Origin of the sequence: Plantactinospora sp. BC1 (assembly GCF_003030345.1) — a bacterium.
GTDB lineage: Bacteria > Actinomycetota > Actinomycetes > Mycobacteriales > Micromonosporaceae > Plantactinospora.
This window is the reverse complement of the sequence record NZ_CP028158.1, coordinates 4,165,568-4,180,940: the sequence shown is the minus strand read 5'-3', so window position 1 is coordinate 4,180,940 and position 15,373 is coordinate 4,165,568. Positions and strand designations below refer to the sequence as shown.

The window sequence follows — 15,373 nt, the reverse complement described above, 5'->3', positions numbered from 1 at the left end:
CGTGCCCCGTCTCCCGTCGCCCGACCCCACCGCAGCCCGGCTCCGCGCCGGCGCCCTGCTCGGTCGCCTGGCCCTGCTCGGTCGCCTGGCCCTGACCGGCTGTCTCGCCCTGACCGGCTGTCTCGCCCTGGCGGCCTGCGGTGTGCCGCCCGAACTCCAGGAGCCCCGGGCCACCCCCACCCGCTCGACCCCGACGCCGACGGTCGGCCCCACCGGTACGCCGACGCCCGCGCCGACCCTGTCGCCGACGCCGGCACCGAGTCCCACCGCCCTGGTCGCCTGCCCGGCCGGCCGGCCGAGCCGTGACCAGGTGACCGCGCTGCTGCGCCGTACCGCCAACCTGCCCCGGTCCGGCCGGGTCACCTTCCAGACCGGGCCGCTCTGCGTGCAGGACTGGCAGTACAGCGTCGTGACGGTGGCGGACCGGGAGCCGTTGCAGGCGGTGACCCGGGGCCGTCCCGGCAACCTGCGGCTGGTCACCGCCGGCACCGACGTCTGCACCATCACGGTCCGGGCCGAGGCGCCGCCCGCACTCCGGACGGCGGCGTGTGACGCACCCCCGCCGCTCTTCGGCGGTTTGTAGGCTGACGGCATGCCCGGAACACCGCCGACCCGCTTCGTCTACCTGGGGCCCGAGGGGACCTTCGCCGAGCAGGCGCTGCGGACCATCCCGGCCGCGGAACGCGGCTCCCGTACTCCGGCGCGCAGCGTCCCGGAGGCGCTGGACGCGGTCCGGGCCGGTGACGCCGACGCCGCGCTGGTGCCGCTGGAGAACTCCATCGGCGGCGCGGTGGCGGTGACCCTGGACGAGATGGTCGACGGCGAGCCGCTGGTGATCACCCGCGAGGTGGTGCTGCCGGTCGAGTTCGTCCTCGCCGCCCCGGCGGGCCGGACCCTCGCCGAGGTGCGGACCGTGGCGGCCCATCCGCAGGCGTCCACCCAGTGCCGTCGCTGGCTCCGCGAGCACCTGCCGGACGCCGTCGTGGTGGACGTGCTCTCCAACGCCGCGGCGGCGCTCGCCGCGGTCGACGGCGAACAGGACGCCGCGATCTGCGCGCCGATCGGCGCCAGCCGGCAGCGGTTGGCCGTGCTGGCCGACAAGATCGCCGACCACGACGACGCGGTGACCCGGTTCGTGCTGCTCAGCCGGCCGGGGCCGCCGCCGCCCCGGACCGGGGACGACCTGACCTCGCTCGCCGTCTACATCGCGCACGACCGGGTCGGCGCGCTGCTCGCCGTGCTGATGGAGTTGGCGGTACGCGGGGTCAACCTGACCCGGATCGAGTCCCGGCCCACCGGTGAGGCGCTCGGCCGGTACGCCTTCTTCCTCGACTGCACCGGGCACGTCGCCGACGACCGGGTCGGCGAGGCGCTCCAGGGGCTGCGCCGGATCTGCGCCGAGGTGCGCTTCCTGGGGTCGTACCCGAGGCATCGCGGGACCACGGCGGTGGCGGACCGGCCGGTCCCGGCGCCGGCCGGGCTCTCCGACGTCGACTACGCCGACGCGGCGGCCTGGCTCACCCGGCTGCGGGCCGGCGAACTCAGCTGAGTCTGTCGGGACATCCGGCGGTGCGTTCCGCATCGCCCGAGGCGCCATATTCATTTACACTCGTCGATGGATAGCCCCCGTTCACCAGCGGTTCATGATCGGCCGCCGGTGCTTCGAGGCAACCCCCACCACGCCTCGGTCCCAGCCTCCGTCCCCGACAGACAGGACCGCTCATGAAATCCGCGGTACTCCGGACCACCCTCGCCGGCGGGCTCAGCACCGCCCTGCTGGCCGGCCCGCTCGCCGTCGCGGCCGTCGCCGCCCCGACCGCCACGATCACCCTCACCGGGTCCGGCGCGAGCGTCACGGGCAGCAACGTCACCGTCTCCGGCAGCGCCGTCACCATCACGGCCCCCGGCTCCTACCAGATCAGCGGCACCCTGAACGACGGCTACGTCAACGTGGCGAGCGCCGCCACCGGAAACGTCGAAATCATCCTCAGCGGCGCCACCATCACCAACTCCAGATCCGCCCCGCTCTACGTCACCGACGCCAGCGCGGTCACCCTCACGCTGGCCGCCGGGACCAGCAACAGACTCACCGACGCGTCGACGTACACCAACACCGGTGAGCCGGACGCGGCGCTGTTCAGCGCGGCCGGCCTGACCATCGGCGGCACCGGGTCGCTGGACGTACGCGCCAACTTCGCGGACGGGATCGTCAGCAAGGACGACCTGGTCATCGGCTCCGGCACCATCACGGTGAACTCGGTGGACGACGCCATCCGGGGCAAGGACTCGCTCACCGTCAACGGCGGCACCATCAACGTGACCTCCAGCGGCGGCGACGGGCTCAAGTCCAACGACACCGAGGCCGGCAAGGGCATCGTCACCATCACCAACGGCACCATCACCGCCGCCGTCGCCGACGACGCCATCAAGGGCGAGAACGCGGTGAACATCTCCGGCGGCACCATCAACGTGACCCGGTCGTACGAGGCGGTGGAGGGGCTGCGGACGACGATCAGCGGCGGCACCGTCAACGCCGTGGCGAGCGACGACGCGATCAACGCCGTGGAGGAGGGCCTCGGCGAGATGGTCCCCTCCACCATCGCGTTCGTCCGGGTCACCGGCGGCACGGTGGTGGTCACCGGCGGAACCGACGGCTTCGACTCCAACGGCGAGCTGACCTTCGCCGGCGGCACGGTGGTGGCCAACGGCTCCAGCACCATAGGCGGCGGCGAGGGCGCCTTCGACGCCGACGGGCCGATAACCTTCACCGCCGGTACGGTGGTGGGCGCCGGCCTCACCTCGCTGGCCGTGTTCCGGCCGGTGCCGAACACCGGCCAGGGCTGGGTCGCTCCCCGGTTCAACACCACCCTCGCGGCCAACACCATCGTGCACGTCGTCTCCGGCAGCACGGTGCTGGCGTCGTACCGGTCGAGCCGGACCATCCGGGAGGTCGTCTTCTCGTCGAACCGGATCACCAACGGTCAGCAGTACGACGTCTACACCGGCGGCAGCGTGAGCGGCACCGGCATCGGCGGCTACTACGCCAGCGGCAGCATCAACGGCGCGACCCGGGTGTTGACCGGTGTCACCGCCGGGCGGTACGGCCGGTTCTGAACCACCGACGCGGGCCGGAGGCGTCCCGGGCGGGGCGCCTCCGGCACCCGGTCAGTCCAACAGCTGGTTGAGCAGTCCGCCGCCGCCACCGCTCTGCTCCTGGCGGCCCATGCCCTGGATCGGCGGCTCCTCCGACGGCTGGACGATCACGAATCCCTGGCCGGCGAAGCTCATCGTGAACGCCTCACCGGTACGCCGGCCGAGCAGCGTGCCGAGGCCGAGCTGCTCGGCCCGGTGGTAGCCGGTCTGCAGGCTCGCCGACCAGGCGACCGCGGCCTGCGGGTCGACGTACGTCGGCGCGTCCACGTTGAGCACCACCGGGGTGCCCTTGGTGGTGATCGCGATCCGGCCGGCCCCGGTGAAGACGCAGTTGAAGAGGCCGGACGACGACATCATGCCGGCGCCGCCGACCATCTTGATGTCGTATTGCAGGGTGGAGTCGAAGGCGAGCACGCTGGAACCGTTGATCGACAGCGCGTCGCCGTGCTCCAGGTCGATGATGTGCACGTCCGCCGCGTAGTCGGCGAGGAAGACGTCGCCCCGCCCGCTGACCCTCATCAGCGGGACACCCTCGCCGGTCAGCTTCTGCTTGAGAAACTTGCCGAGCCCGCCCGAGCCCAACGCCTGGAACTGCACCTGCCCCTGGTACGCGACCATGGACCCGACCCGGGCCATCGCCTCGCCGTTGAGTTCGATCTTCAGCATCTTGGAGTTCTGCAGCCGCATGCCGGGCTGGTGTGACTCCTTCTCCAGGTTCTCTGCCGAGAACAGCGAGCTGCGCATCACGTTCCTCCTGACGGGTGGAGGACCGAGGGTAGGCAACCGGCGCAACCAGGCGGCCTCCGGGGGGTGCCGTTCTCGCAGGTCAGGCCCAGCCGAGGTCGTGCAGCCGGTCGTCGTCGATGCCGAAGTGGTGGGCGATCTCGTGCACGACCGTGATCGCGACCTCGTCGACGACGTCGTCCTCGTCGTCGCAGATCCGCAGGATCGGCCGGCGGTAGATGAAGATCCGGTCGGGCAGCACCCCGGCGTAGTCCCAGCCCCGGCTGGTCAGCGCGTGGCCCTCGTAGAGGCCGAGGAGTTCCGGGCCGTCCTCCGGCGAGTCGTCCTCGACCAGGATGACGACGTTGCTCATCAGGTTGAGCAGTTCCTCCGGCACCTCGTCGAGCGCCTCGGCGACCAGTTCCTCAAAACGCTCGCGGCTCATCTCGACCGGCACCGCCCAATTGTGCCGCACCTGCGCCGCGACGATCAGGGCCACCGGGGTCGACGATCGCGATGATCAGGGCCGACGGCGCCGCGCTCGGCGACGTACCGGAGATCCGCCCTGACCACCGCGACCGGGAAACGGTTGGGAGGTCCCGCCAGGATCAGGCGGAGAGGCGGGCGTTGAGCGAGATCTCGGCCCCGGGCGAGAGCAGCCGGGAGATCGGGCAGCCCGCCTTGGCGGCCTCGGCCAGCTTGTTGAACTCGGCCTCGTCGATCCCCGGCACGTCGCCGACGGTGTCGAGGTCGATCCGGGTCACCGTCATCCCCGCGTCGGTCTTGTCGAGATGCACCTTCGCGGTGGTCTCGACCGACGTCGGCGTGAACCCGGCGTCGGCCAGGGCCTTGGAGAAGGCCATCGAGTAGCAGCCGGCGTGGGCGGCCCCGATCAGCTCCTCCGGGTTGGTGCCCTCGCCCTCCTCGAAGCGGGACTTGAACGAGTAGTTCCCCTGCAACCCGCCCTTGCCGGTGCGGATGTTGCCGGAACCTTCGGTGAGATTGCCCTGCCAGCGGGCGGATGCGGTGCGGATAGGCATGCTGCCGACGCTAGCTCATGCCGACCGGCGGCGCGACGACCCGGCCAAGACGCGGAAGCACCGCACCCTCGGTACGGGTCCGGCGCGCGGGTGCTGTGCCATCATCGATCCAGGAGCCCGCCGTGGAAGGGGTCAGCGATGCCCGACGACGTCTCCATCCCCCGCCAGGACCCGCCGGACGCCCGTCGGGCCGGCGGCCGGGAGGATCCGGCGCGGTCGGGCGACGAGGCGGAAACCACACCGGACGGTGCCAGCATCGTGTCGTGGGGCGACCGCCCGCGTACCGGCGGACGGGCCGGGCTCGCCCTGCACCGGCTCGGCCGGGACAGCCGGCTGGTGCCGGTGGTCGGTGCCGCCGGAGCGGCGGCCGCCTTCGCCTCGCTGATCGGCGACTGGGCGGTCACCAGCATGACGGTCGAGGGGGCCGAGAACGCGGTCGCGCTGGGCAGCGGGGTGGCGGACATGTCGGGCTTCGGCACGGCGTACCTGGTCGGGGTGTTCGGTGTACTCGGCTGCCTGGCGCTGGTCGTCTTCGGCTCGCCCGGGGTACGCCACAACGCCCGGGTCGTCGGGCTGGCCGTGGCCGGGGCGGTGCTCGCGGTGCTCCTCGCCACCACCGGCTCGCTCGACACCCTGGCCGACCGCTGGCAGATGTACGGCCAACTGGACGGGATGGTCATCGAGTACGGCCAGGGCCTCGTGCTGGCGTACCTCGGTGTCGGCGGGCTCGGGCTGGCCCTGCTGCTCGCCGGGCGGTTCGTCCGACGCGGCGCGGTCGACCGGGCACCGGCCGCCGAGCCGGGCGTGCCGGTTGGGCAGCCCGGGCCGCCGGAGGAGTCCGACTGGCCGTGGCGCCGCCCGCGGACGGCCGGCGCGCCGGAGGTACCCGACGATGACGACGGCCGGCCGCCGCCGATCGACCTGACGGTGACCCCCACCAAGCCGTTCGCGCCCTGAGCAGGTCCTCGGTCGCCGGGCCGGGTGGCCGGGGTCGGCACGGGTCCGGACCGGCGGCGGTTCTGGCGGGCGTATCTCGATACACCTGGCCGGCCGCGCACCGGTAGGCTCGGTTCCCGTGATTGACCTGCGTCTGCTCCGCGACGATCCGGATACCGTACGTGCCAGCCAGCGTGCCCGTGGCGAGTCCGAGTCCGCGGTCGACGACCTGCTCCGGGCCGACGAGGAGCGGCGGGCGGCGGTCGGGCGCTTCGAGGCGCTGCGGGCCGAGCAGAAGCAGCTCGGCAAGCGGATGCCGAAGGCCGACCCGGCGGAGAAGGCCGGGCTGCTCGCCCGGACCAAGGAACTCTCCGCCGAGGTGAAGGCGGCCGAGGCGGCGGTCGGCGCGGCCGAGGCGGCGCTGCGCCGGGCGCAGTACGCGATCCCGAACGTGGTCGAGGAGGGGACTCCGCCCGGTGGCGAGGACGACTTCGTGGTCCTCCGCGAGGTCGGCACCCGGCCCGAGATCGAGAACCCGCGCGACCATCTGGAACTGGGCGAGGCGCTGCGGGCGATCGACGTCGAGCGCGGGGCGAAGACCTCCGGCAGCCGGTTCTACTACCTGACCGGGGTGGGCGCGCTGCTCCAGCTCGGCCTGCTGCAACTCGCCGTCGCCCAGGCGGTGGAATACGGCTTCACCCCGACCGTCACCCCGTCGCTGGTCAAGCCGGAGGCGATGGAGGGGACCGGGTTCCTCGGCTCGCACGCCAGCGAGGTCTACCGGCTGGAGGCCGACGACCTGTTCCTGGTCGGCACCAGCGAGGTGCCGCTGGCCGCGTACCACTCGGGGGAGATCCTGGACCTGGCCGAGCCGGTCCGGTACGCCGGCTGGTCGTCCTGCTACCGCCGGGAGGCCGGCTCGTACGGCCGGGACACCCGGGGCATCATCCGGGTGCACCAGTTCGACAAGGTCGAGATGTTCTCCTACTGCCGCCCCGAGGAGGCGCACGCCGAGCACCTCCGGCTGCTGGCCTGGGAGGAGGAGATGCTGGCCAAGGTCGAGTTGCCGTACCGGGTGCTCGACGTGGCAGCGGGCGACCTGGGCAGCAGCGCGGCCCGCAAGTACGACTGCGAGGCGTGGCTGCCGTCACAGGGCCGCTACCTGGAACTCACCTCCACCTCCAACTGCACCACCTTCCAGGCCCGGCGGCTGAACGTGCGATACCGGGACGATCAGGGCCGCCCGCAGATGGCGGCGACCCTGAACGGCACCCTGGCCACCACCCGGTGGCTGGTGCCGATCCTGGAGAACCACCAGCAACCGGACGGCTCGGTACGGGTCCCCAAGGCCCTCCAGCCGTACCTCGGCGGCCGGGACGTGCTCGAACCGAAGTGATCCCCTCTGGTGAAGAGCACTTCACACAAAAGTCATGGAGCGACCTCGGAAGGTGAGATACGGTTGCTGCCCCGTCACCGCCGGCCGAGGCCGGCAGTGACCGGAACCGGCAGTCTTGTCGAGCGCGGCGGGTGGCGGGGTGGAGGAGGAGCCATGCCCCGACCCGGGTTGCCGAAGCTGATCGCCACCGACCTCGACGGCACGTTGGTGCGCACCGACGAGACCGTCTCGGCGTACACCCACGAGGTGCTGGACCGGGTTCGGGCCGCCGGCATTCCGGTGGTGGGTGCCACCGGGCGCGGCCCCAGGCTCGCCGAACTCACCCGCAACGACATCCGGGCCGCCGACTTCCTGGTGATGGCCGGCGGCGGCCGGGTGGTCGACCAGACCGACCCGGCCGGGCCGGTGGTCCTCCGGGACGAGCGGCTGCCCGGCGCGACCCTCACCGAGCTGCTCCGGCTGCTGGAGGCCGAGGTGGGTCCGCTGACCGTGATGGTCGAGGCGATGGACGCCCCGGGCTCGCCGCTCTGGGGTGACTTCGACGCGACCTGGCCCTACCAGGACCGGTTCGAGGCGCGGCCCCGGATCGACTGCCTGGCCGGCGACGTGATCAAGGCGTTCGCCCGGACCCCCGACCACGACGTGGACACCCTGCTGGAGACGGCTCGCCGGATCGTACCGGCGGAGCTGGCCTCGATCACCCAGGCCGGCCTCGGCTTCATCGAGATCTGCCCGCCCGGGGTGGACAAGGCGACCGGGCTGGCGGTGGTGGCCCAGACCCTCGGCGTCGACCCGGCCGAGGTGCTGGTCTTCGGGGACATGCCCAACGACCTGCCGATGTTCGAGTGGGCCGGCTGGGCCCGGGTCGCGGTCTCCAACGCCCACCCCACGGTACGGCGGGCCGCCGACGAGGTGACGCTGCGCAACGACGACGACGGGGTAGCGGTCTACCTCGATCGACTACTCTCGCGTTGATGGGACGACTACCCCGGCTGGTGGCCACGGATCTCGACGGCACGCTGCTCCGGGCGGACCAGACGATCAGCCCGCGTACGGTCGAGGCGATCTCGCGGATCTCCGCCCAGGGCACCGGCGTGGTGCTGGTGACCGGCCGCCCGATCCGCTGGCTCTCCCGCGTCTACGAGCAACTGGGCCAGCCGCTGCCGACGGTCTGCGCCAACGGCGCCGTGGTGTACGACCCGGTCACCGACCAGGTGCTCCGGGCCGATCCGCTCGCGCCCGACCTGCTCGCCGAGGTGGTCCAGCGGCTCCGCGCCGAGGTGCCCGGGGTGAGCTTCGCGGTGGAGGTGACCGACGGCCGCGAGTTCCGGCACGAGGTGGACTATCCGCTGCGGTGGGACCGGGACTACCCGGACATCCGCATGATCGAGTCCCCGGCCGACCTGCACGCCCTGCCGGCGGTGAAACTGCTGGCCCGGGCCGGCGGCCAGGACCCGGACGTCTTCGTCAAGGTGGTGGCCGGGGCGCTGGCCGGGCTCGCCGAGGCGACCCACTCGTCGTACAGCGGGCTGATCGAGATCTCGGCGGCCGGGGTGACCAAGGCGGCCGGGCTGGCCTGGTACTGCACCCGGCACGGGGTGGACGCGGCCGACGTGGTCGCCTTCGGGGACATGCCGAACGACGTACCGATGCTCACCTGGGTCGGCCGGGCGGTGGCGGTGGCGAACGCGCATCCCGCCGTACTGGAGATCGCCGGTGAGGTGACGGCGAGCAACGAGGAGGACGGGGTGGCGGCGTACCTGGAGGCGCTGCTCGACTCCGACCAGCCGGACGGCGCCGACGTCGCCGGACCGGCCGGGCGGTCCGGCGACCGGATCGCCGGCTCGGCCTGACCGGCCGCGCCCGTTTCCTCCGGCCCGGCCGGGCTGGTCGCGCCCGGCCGGGAACGGTCGGTGCCGGGGAGTTACAGGTACTGGCCGGGGCCGGGGCCCTCACCGGGTTGCCCGGCGTTGCCGCCCGGCATCCCCGGAAGTGCGCCGCCGGGGCCCATCGGCAGCGCCGGACGACCGCCGGACCGCATCTGCTCCAACTGCATCCGGGCCGCCATCTGCTGGGCGACCAGTGCCGCCTGGATGCCGTGGAAGAGACCTTCCAGCCAGCCGACCAGTTGGGCCTGGGCGATCCGCAGCTCCGCCTCGCTCGGCGCGGCGTCCTCGCCGAACGGCAGCGAGAGCCGCTCCAGCTCGTCCCGCAGCTCCGGGGCGAGCCCGTCCTCCAGCTCGACGATCGACCGCTGGTGGATCTCCCGCAGCCGGTGCCGGCTGGCGTCGTCGAGCGGCGCGGCCTTGACCTCCTCCAGCAACTGCTTGATCATGCTGCCGATCCGCATCACCTTCGCCGGCTGCTCGATCAACCGCGCCGGGTCCTCGCCAGGCGTCTCGCCGTCGGTCGGCACGGTGCCGACCGGGCGCCCGTCCGGGCCGACCACCAGCACGGCGCCGCCGGGGCGCTTCTCCGCCGGAGCCGAGTCGTCGTTCTCTTCCTGGGAACGTGGCACGTGGGTCATGTCCACCATCTTCCCGCAACCACCCCCGCCGACACGCGCCCCCCACCCCCCGGTCACCGGCGGCACCGGCCCCTCGGGAGCTGCGGCCGCACCGGCACCGTACGGTCGGCAGCATGACCGAGGACGGCAGCGCCGTACCACCCGCCGATCCACGGGAGGTGCTCGGGCGGCCGGCGCCGCCGCCGGACCTGCGACTGCGGTACGGCGCCGATCCCGAGCACGTCGCCGACCTGCGCCTGCCGGCCGGGGTCACCGGGCCGGCCCGGCCACTGGTGGTGGTCGTGCACGGCGGCTTCTGGCGGGCCGAGTACGACCGCCGGCACACCGGGCCGCTCGCGGCCGACCTGGCCGGCCGGGGCTACCCGGTGGCGCAGGTGGAATACCGCCGGACGGGGCAGCCGGGTGGCGGCTGGCCCGGCACCCTCGACGACGTCGCGGCCGGGATCGCCGCGCTCCCCGGGCTGGTCGAAGCCGTGCTCCCGGCCGGCGGGACGGCACCCGGCCCACCGATCCTGCTCGGGCACTCCGCCGGGGGACACCTCGCGCTCTGGGCGGCGCTGCGCGCCCCGGAGCGGGTACGCGGGGTGCTCGCCCTGGCCCCGGTGCTGGACCTCGCCGAGGCGTACCGGCTCGACCTGGACGGTGGCGCGGTGGCCGCACTGCTCGGCGGCGGCCCCGACGAGGTCCCGGAGCGTTACGCGGCCGCCGACCCGGCCCGCTCGGCGGCACCCCCGGTCCGGATCTCGATCGTGCACGGAACCCTGGACCGGCAGGTACCGGTGGCGGCGACCCGCCGGTACGCTGCCGGGGCGCACGACGCCGACCTGCGGTTCGTCGAGTTGCCCGAGTGCGAGCATTTCGGGCTGATCGACCCGCTGTCCCGGGCGTGGCCAGCGGTGCTGGCCGAGTTACATTGGCTAGCTGGAAGATCAGGCGGCATTGACGCAGCATCCCGTTCCCGGTAGAACCCCGGGAGGGCTGCGCACTTCACCGCCGCCCCGGGAGGGATCCGTGTCGCAGATGGACCGCAGACGAGCGCTCAAGCTGCTGGGCTCGCTCGGCGCGCTCGGCGCCACCGGGCTGGCCGCCGCGTGCGGCCGGGACGACGGCCTGGAGGCCGAGGAGCCGCTCAGCGACGAGCCGGTACGGATCGGCATGATCACCGCGCAGTCCGGCGTGTACCGGCCGATCGGCGACGAGATGCTCCGGGGCTTCCAGCTCTATCTCGACCTGAACGACCAGCGGCTCGGCGGTCATCCGGTCGACCTGGTCGTCGCCGACGAGGGCGAGACCCCGGAGTCCGGCCGGGCCGCCCTGGACCAGCTGGTCAAGCAGCGGGTGCTGGCGCTCACCGGAGTGGTCAACTCGGCGGTGATAACCGGCCTGCGGGACGCCGTGGAGCAGGCGAAGATCCCCCTGATCAGCTCCAACGCGTCCCCGTCGACGTTGCAGAGCGTGGTCTACATCTGGCGTACGTCGTACATCAACGACGAGCCGGGGCGGGCACTGGCGCCGTACGTCAAGAACGAGATCGGGGCGAACGGCAAGGTGTCGATCATCGCCCCGGACTACGACGCGGGCCGCGACTCGGTGCAGGGCTTCCGGCAGAGCTTCGGCGAGTCCGACGCGCGGATCTCCGCCCCGGTGATCTGGACGAAGTACTTCCCCGGCAAGCCGGCGCGGAACGGGTTCGCCCCGTACATTCAGCAGTTGGTCGACCGCGACCCGGACGCGATCTACTGCTTCTTCTCCGGCGAGTCCGCCATCGAGTTCCTCAAGAAGCTGCGCCTGGCCGGCTACCGCAAGCAGATCTACGGGCCGGGCTTCCTGACCGAGGGGCCGGTGCTGGACAATCTCCGGAAGCAGGAGGCCCAGGGGATCGTGACCTCCCTCAACTACTCCGCCGACCTCAACAACGCGGCCAACCGGCGGTTCGCCTCCGCCTTCCGCAAGGCGCACGGCTCGACCCCGACCACCTACGCGATGGCCTCGTACGACGCCGCGCAGGTGCTCGACAAGGGGATCCGGATCGCCGGTGGGAACCTCACCCCGTTGCAGCTCAACCTGGCGCTGGGCCGGATCGGTCAGATCGACAGCCCGCGCGGCCCGTGGCAGTTCAACCAGCCGCGTACGCCGCAGCAGAAGTGGTACCTGCGCGAGGTGAAGCCGGACGGCCAGGTGCTCTCCAACGTCCTGATCAGCGAGCTGGCGACGCTGGGCTGAGCCACCCGGGCCGCCGGCGCCACCCCGGGGTGCGGCCGGGGCGGCGGGGCCGGCCGGCTCAGTCGCGGAGTTCGGCGACGCAGCACTTGACGCTGCCGCCGCCCTTCTTCAGCTCGGCCAGCTCGACCGGGACCGGCAGGTAGCCGGCGGCGGCGACCTTGGCGGCCATCCCGCTGGCCTCGCCGTTGAGCACCACGTGCCGGCCGTCGCTGACCAGGTTCAGCCCGAACGCGAAGGCGTCGACCTCGTCGGCCCGGACCGCGTCCGGGAAGAGCTGGGCGAGCACCCGCTGGGCGGAGACCGAGAACGCCTCCGGGAAGTACGCGATGTTGCCGTCGTCGAGCGGGGCCAGCGCGGTGTCGAGGTGGTAGAAGCGCGGGTCGACCAGGCGCAGCGAGACGACGGGACGGCCGAGTACCTCCTGCGCCTCGGCGTGCGCGGCCGGCTCGGTCCGGAAGCCGTACCCGGCGAGGATCAGCCCGCCGTGCGCCTCCGGCAGGTAGGTGAAGTCGCCCTCACCCTCGTTGATCTCGGCGGGCGCCACGAACCGGGCTCCCCGCGCCTCGTGGAACGTCCGGTGCGCGCCGGCCTCGGCGGCCCGCTGGGGGTGCCGGAACCGGGCGCCGTAGACGGTGCCGTCGACCTCGAAGGCGCCGTTGGCCGCGTAGACCATGTCCGGCAGGCCGGGTTCGGGGCCGAGTTCGTGCACGGTGTGACCGAGGCCGAGCAGCGTCTCCCGCAACCCGTGCCACTGCTTGACGGCCAGCTCCCGGTCGACCGGGGTGCTGGTGTCCATCCACGGGTTGATCGCGTACTCCACGGTGAAGTACTCCGGCGGACACATGAGATATGTCCGCTTTCTTGGGATCCTCGGCTGGTTCACGGATCCAAGGGTAGGTAGGGTACAGCTTTACTAACAGCCAGAAGTGTTGCCTGGAAGAGGCGGAACGTTGCAGATCGACGGCGTGGACCAGAGAATCATTGCGTCACTCGTCGCCGACGCCCGCGCCTCGTACGCGGAGATCGGCGCCCGGGTCTCGCTCTCGGCACCGGCGGTGAAGCGGCGGGTCGACCGGTTGCGCGCGGCCGGCGTGATCAGGGGATTCACCACCGTCATCGACCCGGCGGCGGTCGGCTGGAGCACCGAGGCGTTCGTGGAGCTCTTCTGCACCGGGCGGACCACCCCGACCCAGATCACCGTGGCGACCCGGCGGCATCCCGAGGTGGTCGCCGCCTACACCGTCTCCGGCGAGGCGGACGCGCTCGTCCACCTCCGGGCGGCCGACATCGCCCACCTGGAGCAGGCCCTCGAACGGCTCCGGGCCGAGCCCTTCGTCACCTCGACCCGGAGCATGATCGTGCTGTCCCGGCTGGTCGACTCGCCCACCGTGGTCCCCGCCCCGGCCTGACCGGAGGCGGGCACGGCGGTCGTCGGCGCCCGCTGCGGTGTCGGCGCGACCTGCCCGGCGCCGTCGCCGACCGTCGGACGGACGACCCACCCCGTGCGCTACTCAGCGTAGCCGGGCGGGTCGGGTACGACGCGGCGTGCCTTTAGCGGGACTTGATCACGATCGAATTCGAGTCGCTCCATATTGCGACTGACCGGCGCAGATGCGGCATTCGATCACGTTGATATTTCTGCCCTGTTTCCTTACGGTTGCGGTGGGAGCGTGCCCATGTAATGATGGCCATCAATTGGTACTTGAGTCGCGAGCCGGGCAAGAACATTACGTCGCCCAGGGCAGCCGATATCAGGAAATGGGCGACCGCGACGCCGGAACCCGCTACCGCGGAGGCGGGCGATCGGTACCGCACCACCCGATCCGAACGAGCCGCCGTAGTGCCCCACCAGGGCCGGAACGGCGGACGTCATCGTCGCGAGGAGTAATCAAGATGGACACCAACCCCTTATCCCGGGGTAAGTGGTCGCCGGCCCGTCGCGGGCTGGCCGCCGCCGCGGCCTTCTCCCTCGTCACCGGTCTGCTGCTGGCCCCGGCCGGCCAGGCCAGCGCCGCTCCCAGGGTGGACAACCCCTACGAGGGGGCCACCGTCTACGTGAACCCGGACTGGGCCGCGAAGGCCACCGCCAGCGGCGGTGCGGCGATCGCCGACCAGCCCACCGGCGTCTGGATGGACCGCCGCGCCGCGATCACCGGCACCGAAGGCGCCCGTGGCCTGCGCGAGCACCTGGACACGGCGGTGGAGCAGGGCGCCGACCTGATCCAGATCGTCATCTACAACCTGCCCGGCCGGGACTGCGCCGCGCTGGCCTCCAACGGCGAACTGGGTCCGGACGACATCGACGTCTACAAGTCCGAGTACATCGACCCGATCGTCGAGATCATGGGCGATCCCGCCTACGCCGAACTGCGGATCGTCAACATCATCGAAATCGACTCGCTGCCGAACCTGATCACCAACGTGGGCTCGCGGGAAACCGCGACGCCGGAGTGCGACGAGATGCTGGCCAACGGCAACTACGTCGAGGGCGTCGGTTACGCGCTGGCCCAGCTCGGATCACTGCCGAACACCTACAACTACATCGACATCGGTCACCACGGTTGGCTCGGCTGGGACGACAACTTCGGCCCGGCCGCACAACTCTTCCACGAGGCGGCGACCGCTGCCGGCGCCACCGTGGACGACGTGCACGGCTTCATCAGCAACACCGCCAACTACGGCGTACTGCGCGAGGAGTTCTTCGACGCCAACACCGTGGTCGGCGGCCGGCCGGTCCGCGAGGCCAGCACCTTCGTCGACTGGAACCGGTACGTCGACGAGCTGTCCTACGCCCAGGCGTACCGGGACGAGCTGATCTCGGTCGGCTTCAACGACGACATCGGGATGCTGATCGACACCTCCCGCAACGGCTGGGGCGGCCCGGACCGGCCGACCCGGGCCAGCAGCTCGACCGACCCGGAGATCTTCGTCAACGAGTCGCGCATCGACCGCCGGATCCACCTCGGCAACTGGTGCAACCAGGCCGGTGCCGGCATCGGCGAGCGGCCGACCGCTGCTCCCGAGGACGGCATCGACGCGTACGTCTGGATCAAGCCCCCGGGCGAGTCGGACGGCGCCAGCCGGGAGATCCAGAACGACGAGGGCAAGGGCTTCGACCGGATGTGCGACCCGACGTACGAGGGCAACCCGCGCAACCAGTACAACATGTCCGGTGCCCTGCCGGACGCCCCGCTCTCCGGGCACTGGTTCGAGGCCCAGTTCCAGGAACTGCTCCGCAACGCCTACCCGCCGCTGTGATTCCCCGGACGGCTCTCGCCCTGCTCCACCGGAGGATCTGACCCGGCAGCAGCGGTAGGGGACCTGGTGCGGTCGACCGACGTCGGCCGCACCAGGTTCGCGGATGGGGACCGGGAG

Annotated in this window: 16 protein-coding genes; 11 read left to right on the top strand and 5 right to left on the bottom strand. The window is 72.1% G+C overall.

What is annotated here, in order from left to right; all coding sequences use genetic code 11:
* The first annotated feature begins 1 nt into the window (after nt 1).
* The 3 genes from C6361_RS18175 to C6361_RS18165 all read left to right on the top strand — a co-directional run bounded on the left by C6361_RS18175 (nt 2) and on the right by C6361_RS18165 (nt 3,114).
* Nucleotides 2-583, top strand: coding sequence for a hypothetical protein (locus tag C6361_RS18175; RefSeq protein ID WP_234358881.1), 582 nt, complete (start codon nt 2-4; stop codon nt 581-583).
* Nucleotides 584-592: 9 nt separating this feature from the next.
* A complete protein-coding gene (pheA, locus tag C6361_RS18170; protein WP_107268442.1) occupies nt 593-1,549 on the top strand; it encodes a prephenate dehydratase in 957 nt (318 codons plus the stop codon).
* A gap of 173 nt (nt 1,550-1,722) precedes the next feature.
* Complete coding sequence (locus tag C6361_RS18165) at nt 1,723-3,114, top strand: carbohydrate-binding domain-containing protein (protein ID WP_107268441.1); 1,392 nt, start codon at nt 1,723-1,725, stop codon at nt 3,112-3,114.
* A 51-nt stretch (nt 3,115-3,165) separates the two neighbouring features.
* Here C6361_RS18165 and C6361_RS18160 read toward each other — a convergent pair whose 3' ends face one another.
* The 3 genes from C6361_RS18160 to C6361_RS18150 all read right to left on the bottom strand — a co-directional run bounded on the left by C6361_RS18160 (nt 3,166) and on the right by C6361_RS18150 (nt 4,916).
* Nucleotides 3,166-3,897, bottom strand: coding sequence for an AIM24 family protein (locus tag C6361_RS18160; RefSeq protein WP_107262557.1), 732 nt, complete (start codon nt 3,895-3,897; stop codon nt 3,166-3,168).
* Nucleotides 3,898-3,979: 82 nt separating this feature from the next.
* A complete protein-coding gene (locus tag C6361_RS18155; RefSeq protein ID WP_101371675.1) occupies nt 3,980-4,321 on the bottom strand; it encodes a metallopeptidase family protein in 342 nt (113 codons plus the stop codon).
* Nucleotides 4,322-4,484: 163 nt separating this feature from the next.
* Nucleotides 4,485-4,916 carry an OsmC family protein gene (locus C6361_RS18150; protein WP_107262556.1) on the bottom strand — a complete coding sequence of 144 codons (432 nt, stop codon included), beginning with the start codon at nt 4,914-4,916 and terminating at the stop codon, nt 4,485-4,487.
* 138 nt (nt 4,917-5,054) lie between these two features.
* On the opposite strand from C6361_RS18150, the gene C6361_RS18145 reads away from it, so the two are divergent.
* The 4 genes from C6361_RS18145 (at nt 5,055) to C6361_RS18130 (ending at nt 9,101) form a co-directional block, all read left to right on the top strand.
* Nucleotides 5,055-5,873 carry a hypothetical protein gene (locus C6361_RS18145; protein ID WP_107268440.1) on the top strand — a complete coding sequence of 273 codons (819 nt, stop codon included), beginning with the start codon at nt 5,055-5,057 and terminating at the stop codon, nt 5,871-5,873.
* Between the two features lie 118 nt (nt 5,874-5,991).
* On the top strand, nt 5,992-7,248 hold the full coding sequence (gene serS / locus C6361_RS18140) for a serine--tRNA ligase (protein ID WP_107268439.1): 1,257 nt from the start codon (nt 5,992-5,994) through the stop codon (nt 7,246-7,248).
* Between the two features lie 153 nt (nt 7,249-7,401).
* Entirely contained in the window at nt 7,402-8,223 is an 822-nt protein-coding gene (locus C6361_RS18135; RefSeq protein ID WP_107268438.1) for an HAD family hydrolase, read from the top strand.
* Nucleotides 8,223-9,101 (top strand): HAD family hydrolase, encoded by an 879-nt coding sequence (locus tag C6361_RS18130; protein WP_107268437.1) that lies wholly within the window; start codon nt 8,223-8,225, stop codon nt 9,099-9,101. The genes C6361_RS18135 and C6361_RS18130 overlap by 1 nt, the downstream gene beginning before the upstream one ends.
* Before the next feature lie 71 nt (nt 9,102-9,172).
* Here the strand turns inward: C6361_RS18130 and C6361_RS18125 are convergent, their stop codons facing one another.
* Nucleotides 9,173-9,775 carry a bacterial proteasome activator family protein gene (locus tag C6361_RS18125; protein ID WP_107264412.1) on the bottom strand — a complete coding sequence of 201 codons (603 nt, stop codon included), beginning with the start codon at nt 9,773-9,775 and terminating at the stop codon, nt 9,173-9,175.
* A gap of 113 nt (nt 9,776-9,888) precedes the next feature.
* Here C6361_RS18125 and C6361_RS18120 point away from each other — a divergent pair, with 113 nt between their 5' ends.
* Both C6361_RS18120 and C6361_RS18115 read left to right on the top strand, forming a co-directional pair.
* On the top strand, nt 9,889-10,740 hold the full coding sequence (locus tag C6361_RS18120; RefSeq protein WP_107262551.1) for a S9 family peptidase: 852 nt from the start codon (nt 9,889-9,891) through the stop codon (nt 10,738-10,740).
* A gap of 46 nt (nt 10,741-10,786) precedes the next feature.
* On the top strand, nt 10,787-11,998 hold the full coding sequence (locus C6361_RS18115; RefSeq protein WP_107262550.1) for an ABC transporter substrate-binding protein: 1,212 nt from the start codon (nt 10,787-10,789) through the stop codon (nt 11,996-11,998).
* 58 nt (nt 11,999-12,056) lie between these two features.
* Here C6361_RS18115 and ddaH read toward each other — a convergent pair whose 3' ends face one another.
* A complete protein-coding gene (ddaH, locus tag C6361_RS18110; protein WP_107262549.1) occupies nt 12,057-12,842 on the bottom strand; it encodes a dimethylargininase in 786 nt (261 codons plus the stop codon).
* 106 nt (nt 12,843-12,948) lie between these two features.
* On the opposite strand from ddaH, the gene C6361_RS18105 reads away from it, so the two are divergent.
* Both C6361_RS18105 and C6361_RS18100 read left to right on the top strand, forming a co-directional pair.
* Nucleotides 12,949-13,407 carry an Lrp/AsnC family transcriptional regulator gene (locus C6361_RS18105; RefSeq protein WP_107262548.1) on the top strand — a complete coding sequence of 153 codons (459 nt, stop codon included), beginning with the start codon at nt 12,949-12,951 and terminating at the stop codon, nt 13,405-13,407.
* Between the two features lie 484 nt (nt 13,408-13,891).
* Nucleotides 13,892-15,256 carry a glycoside hydrolase family 6 protein gene (locus tag C6361_RS18100; protein ID WP_107262547.1) on the top strand — a complete coding sequence of 455 codons (1,365 nt, stop codon included), beginning with the start codon at nt 13,892-13,894 and terminating at the stop codon, nt 15,254-15,256.
* Nucleotides 15,257-15,373: the final 117 nt, after the last annotated feature.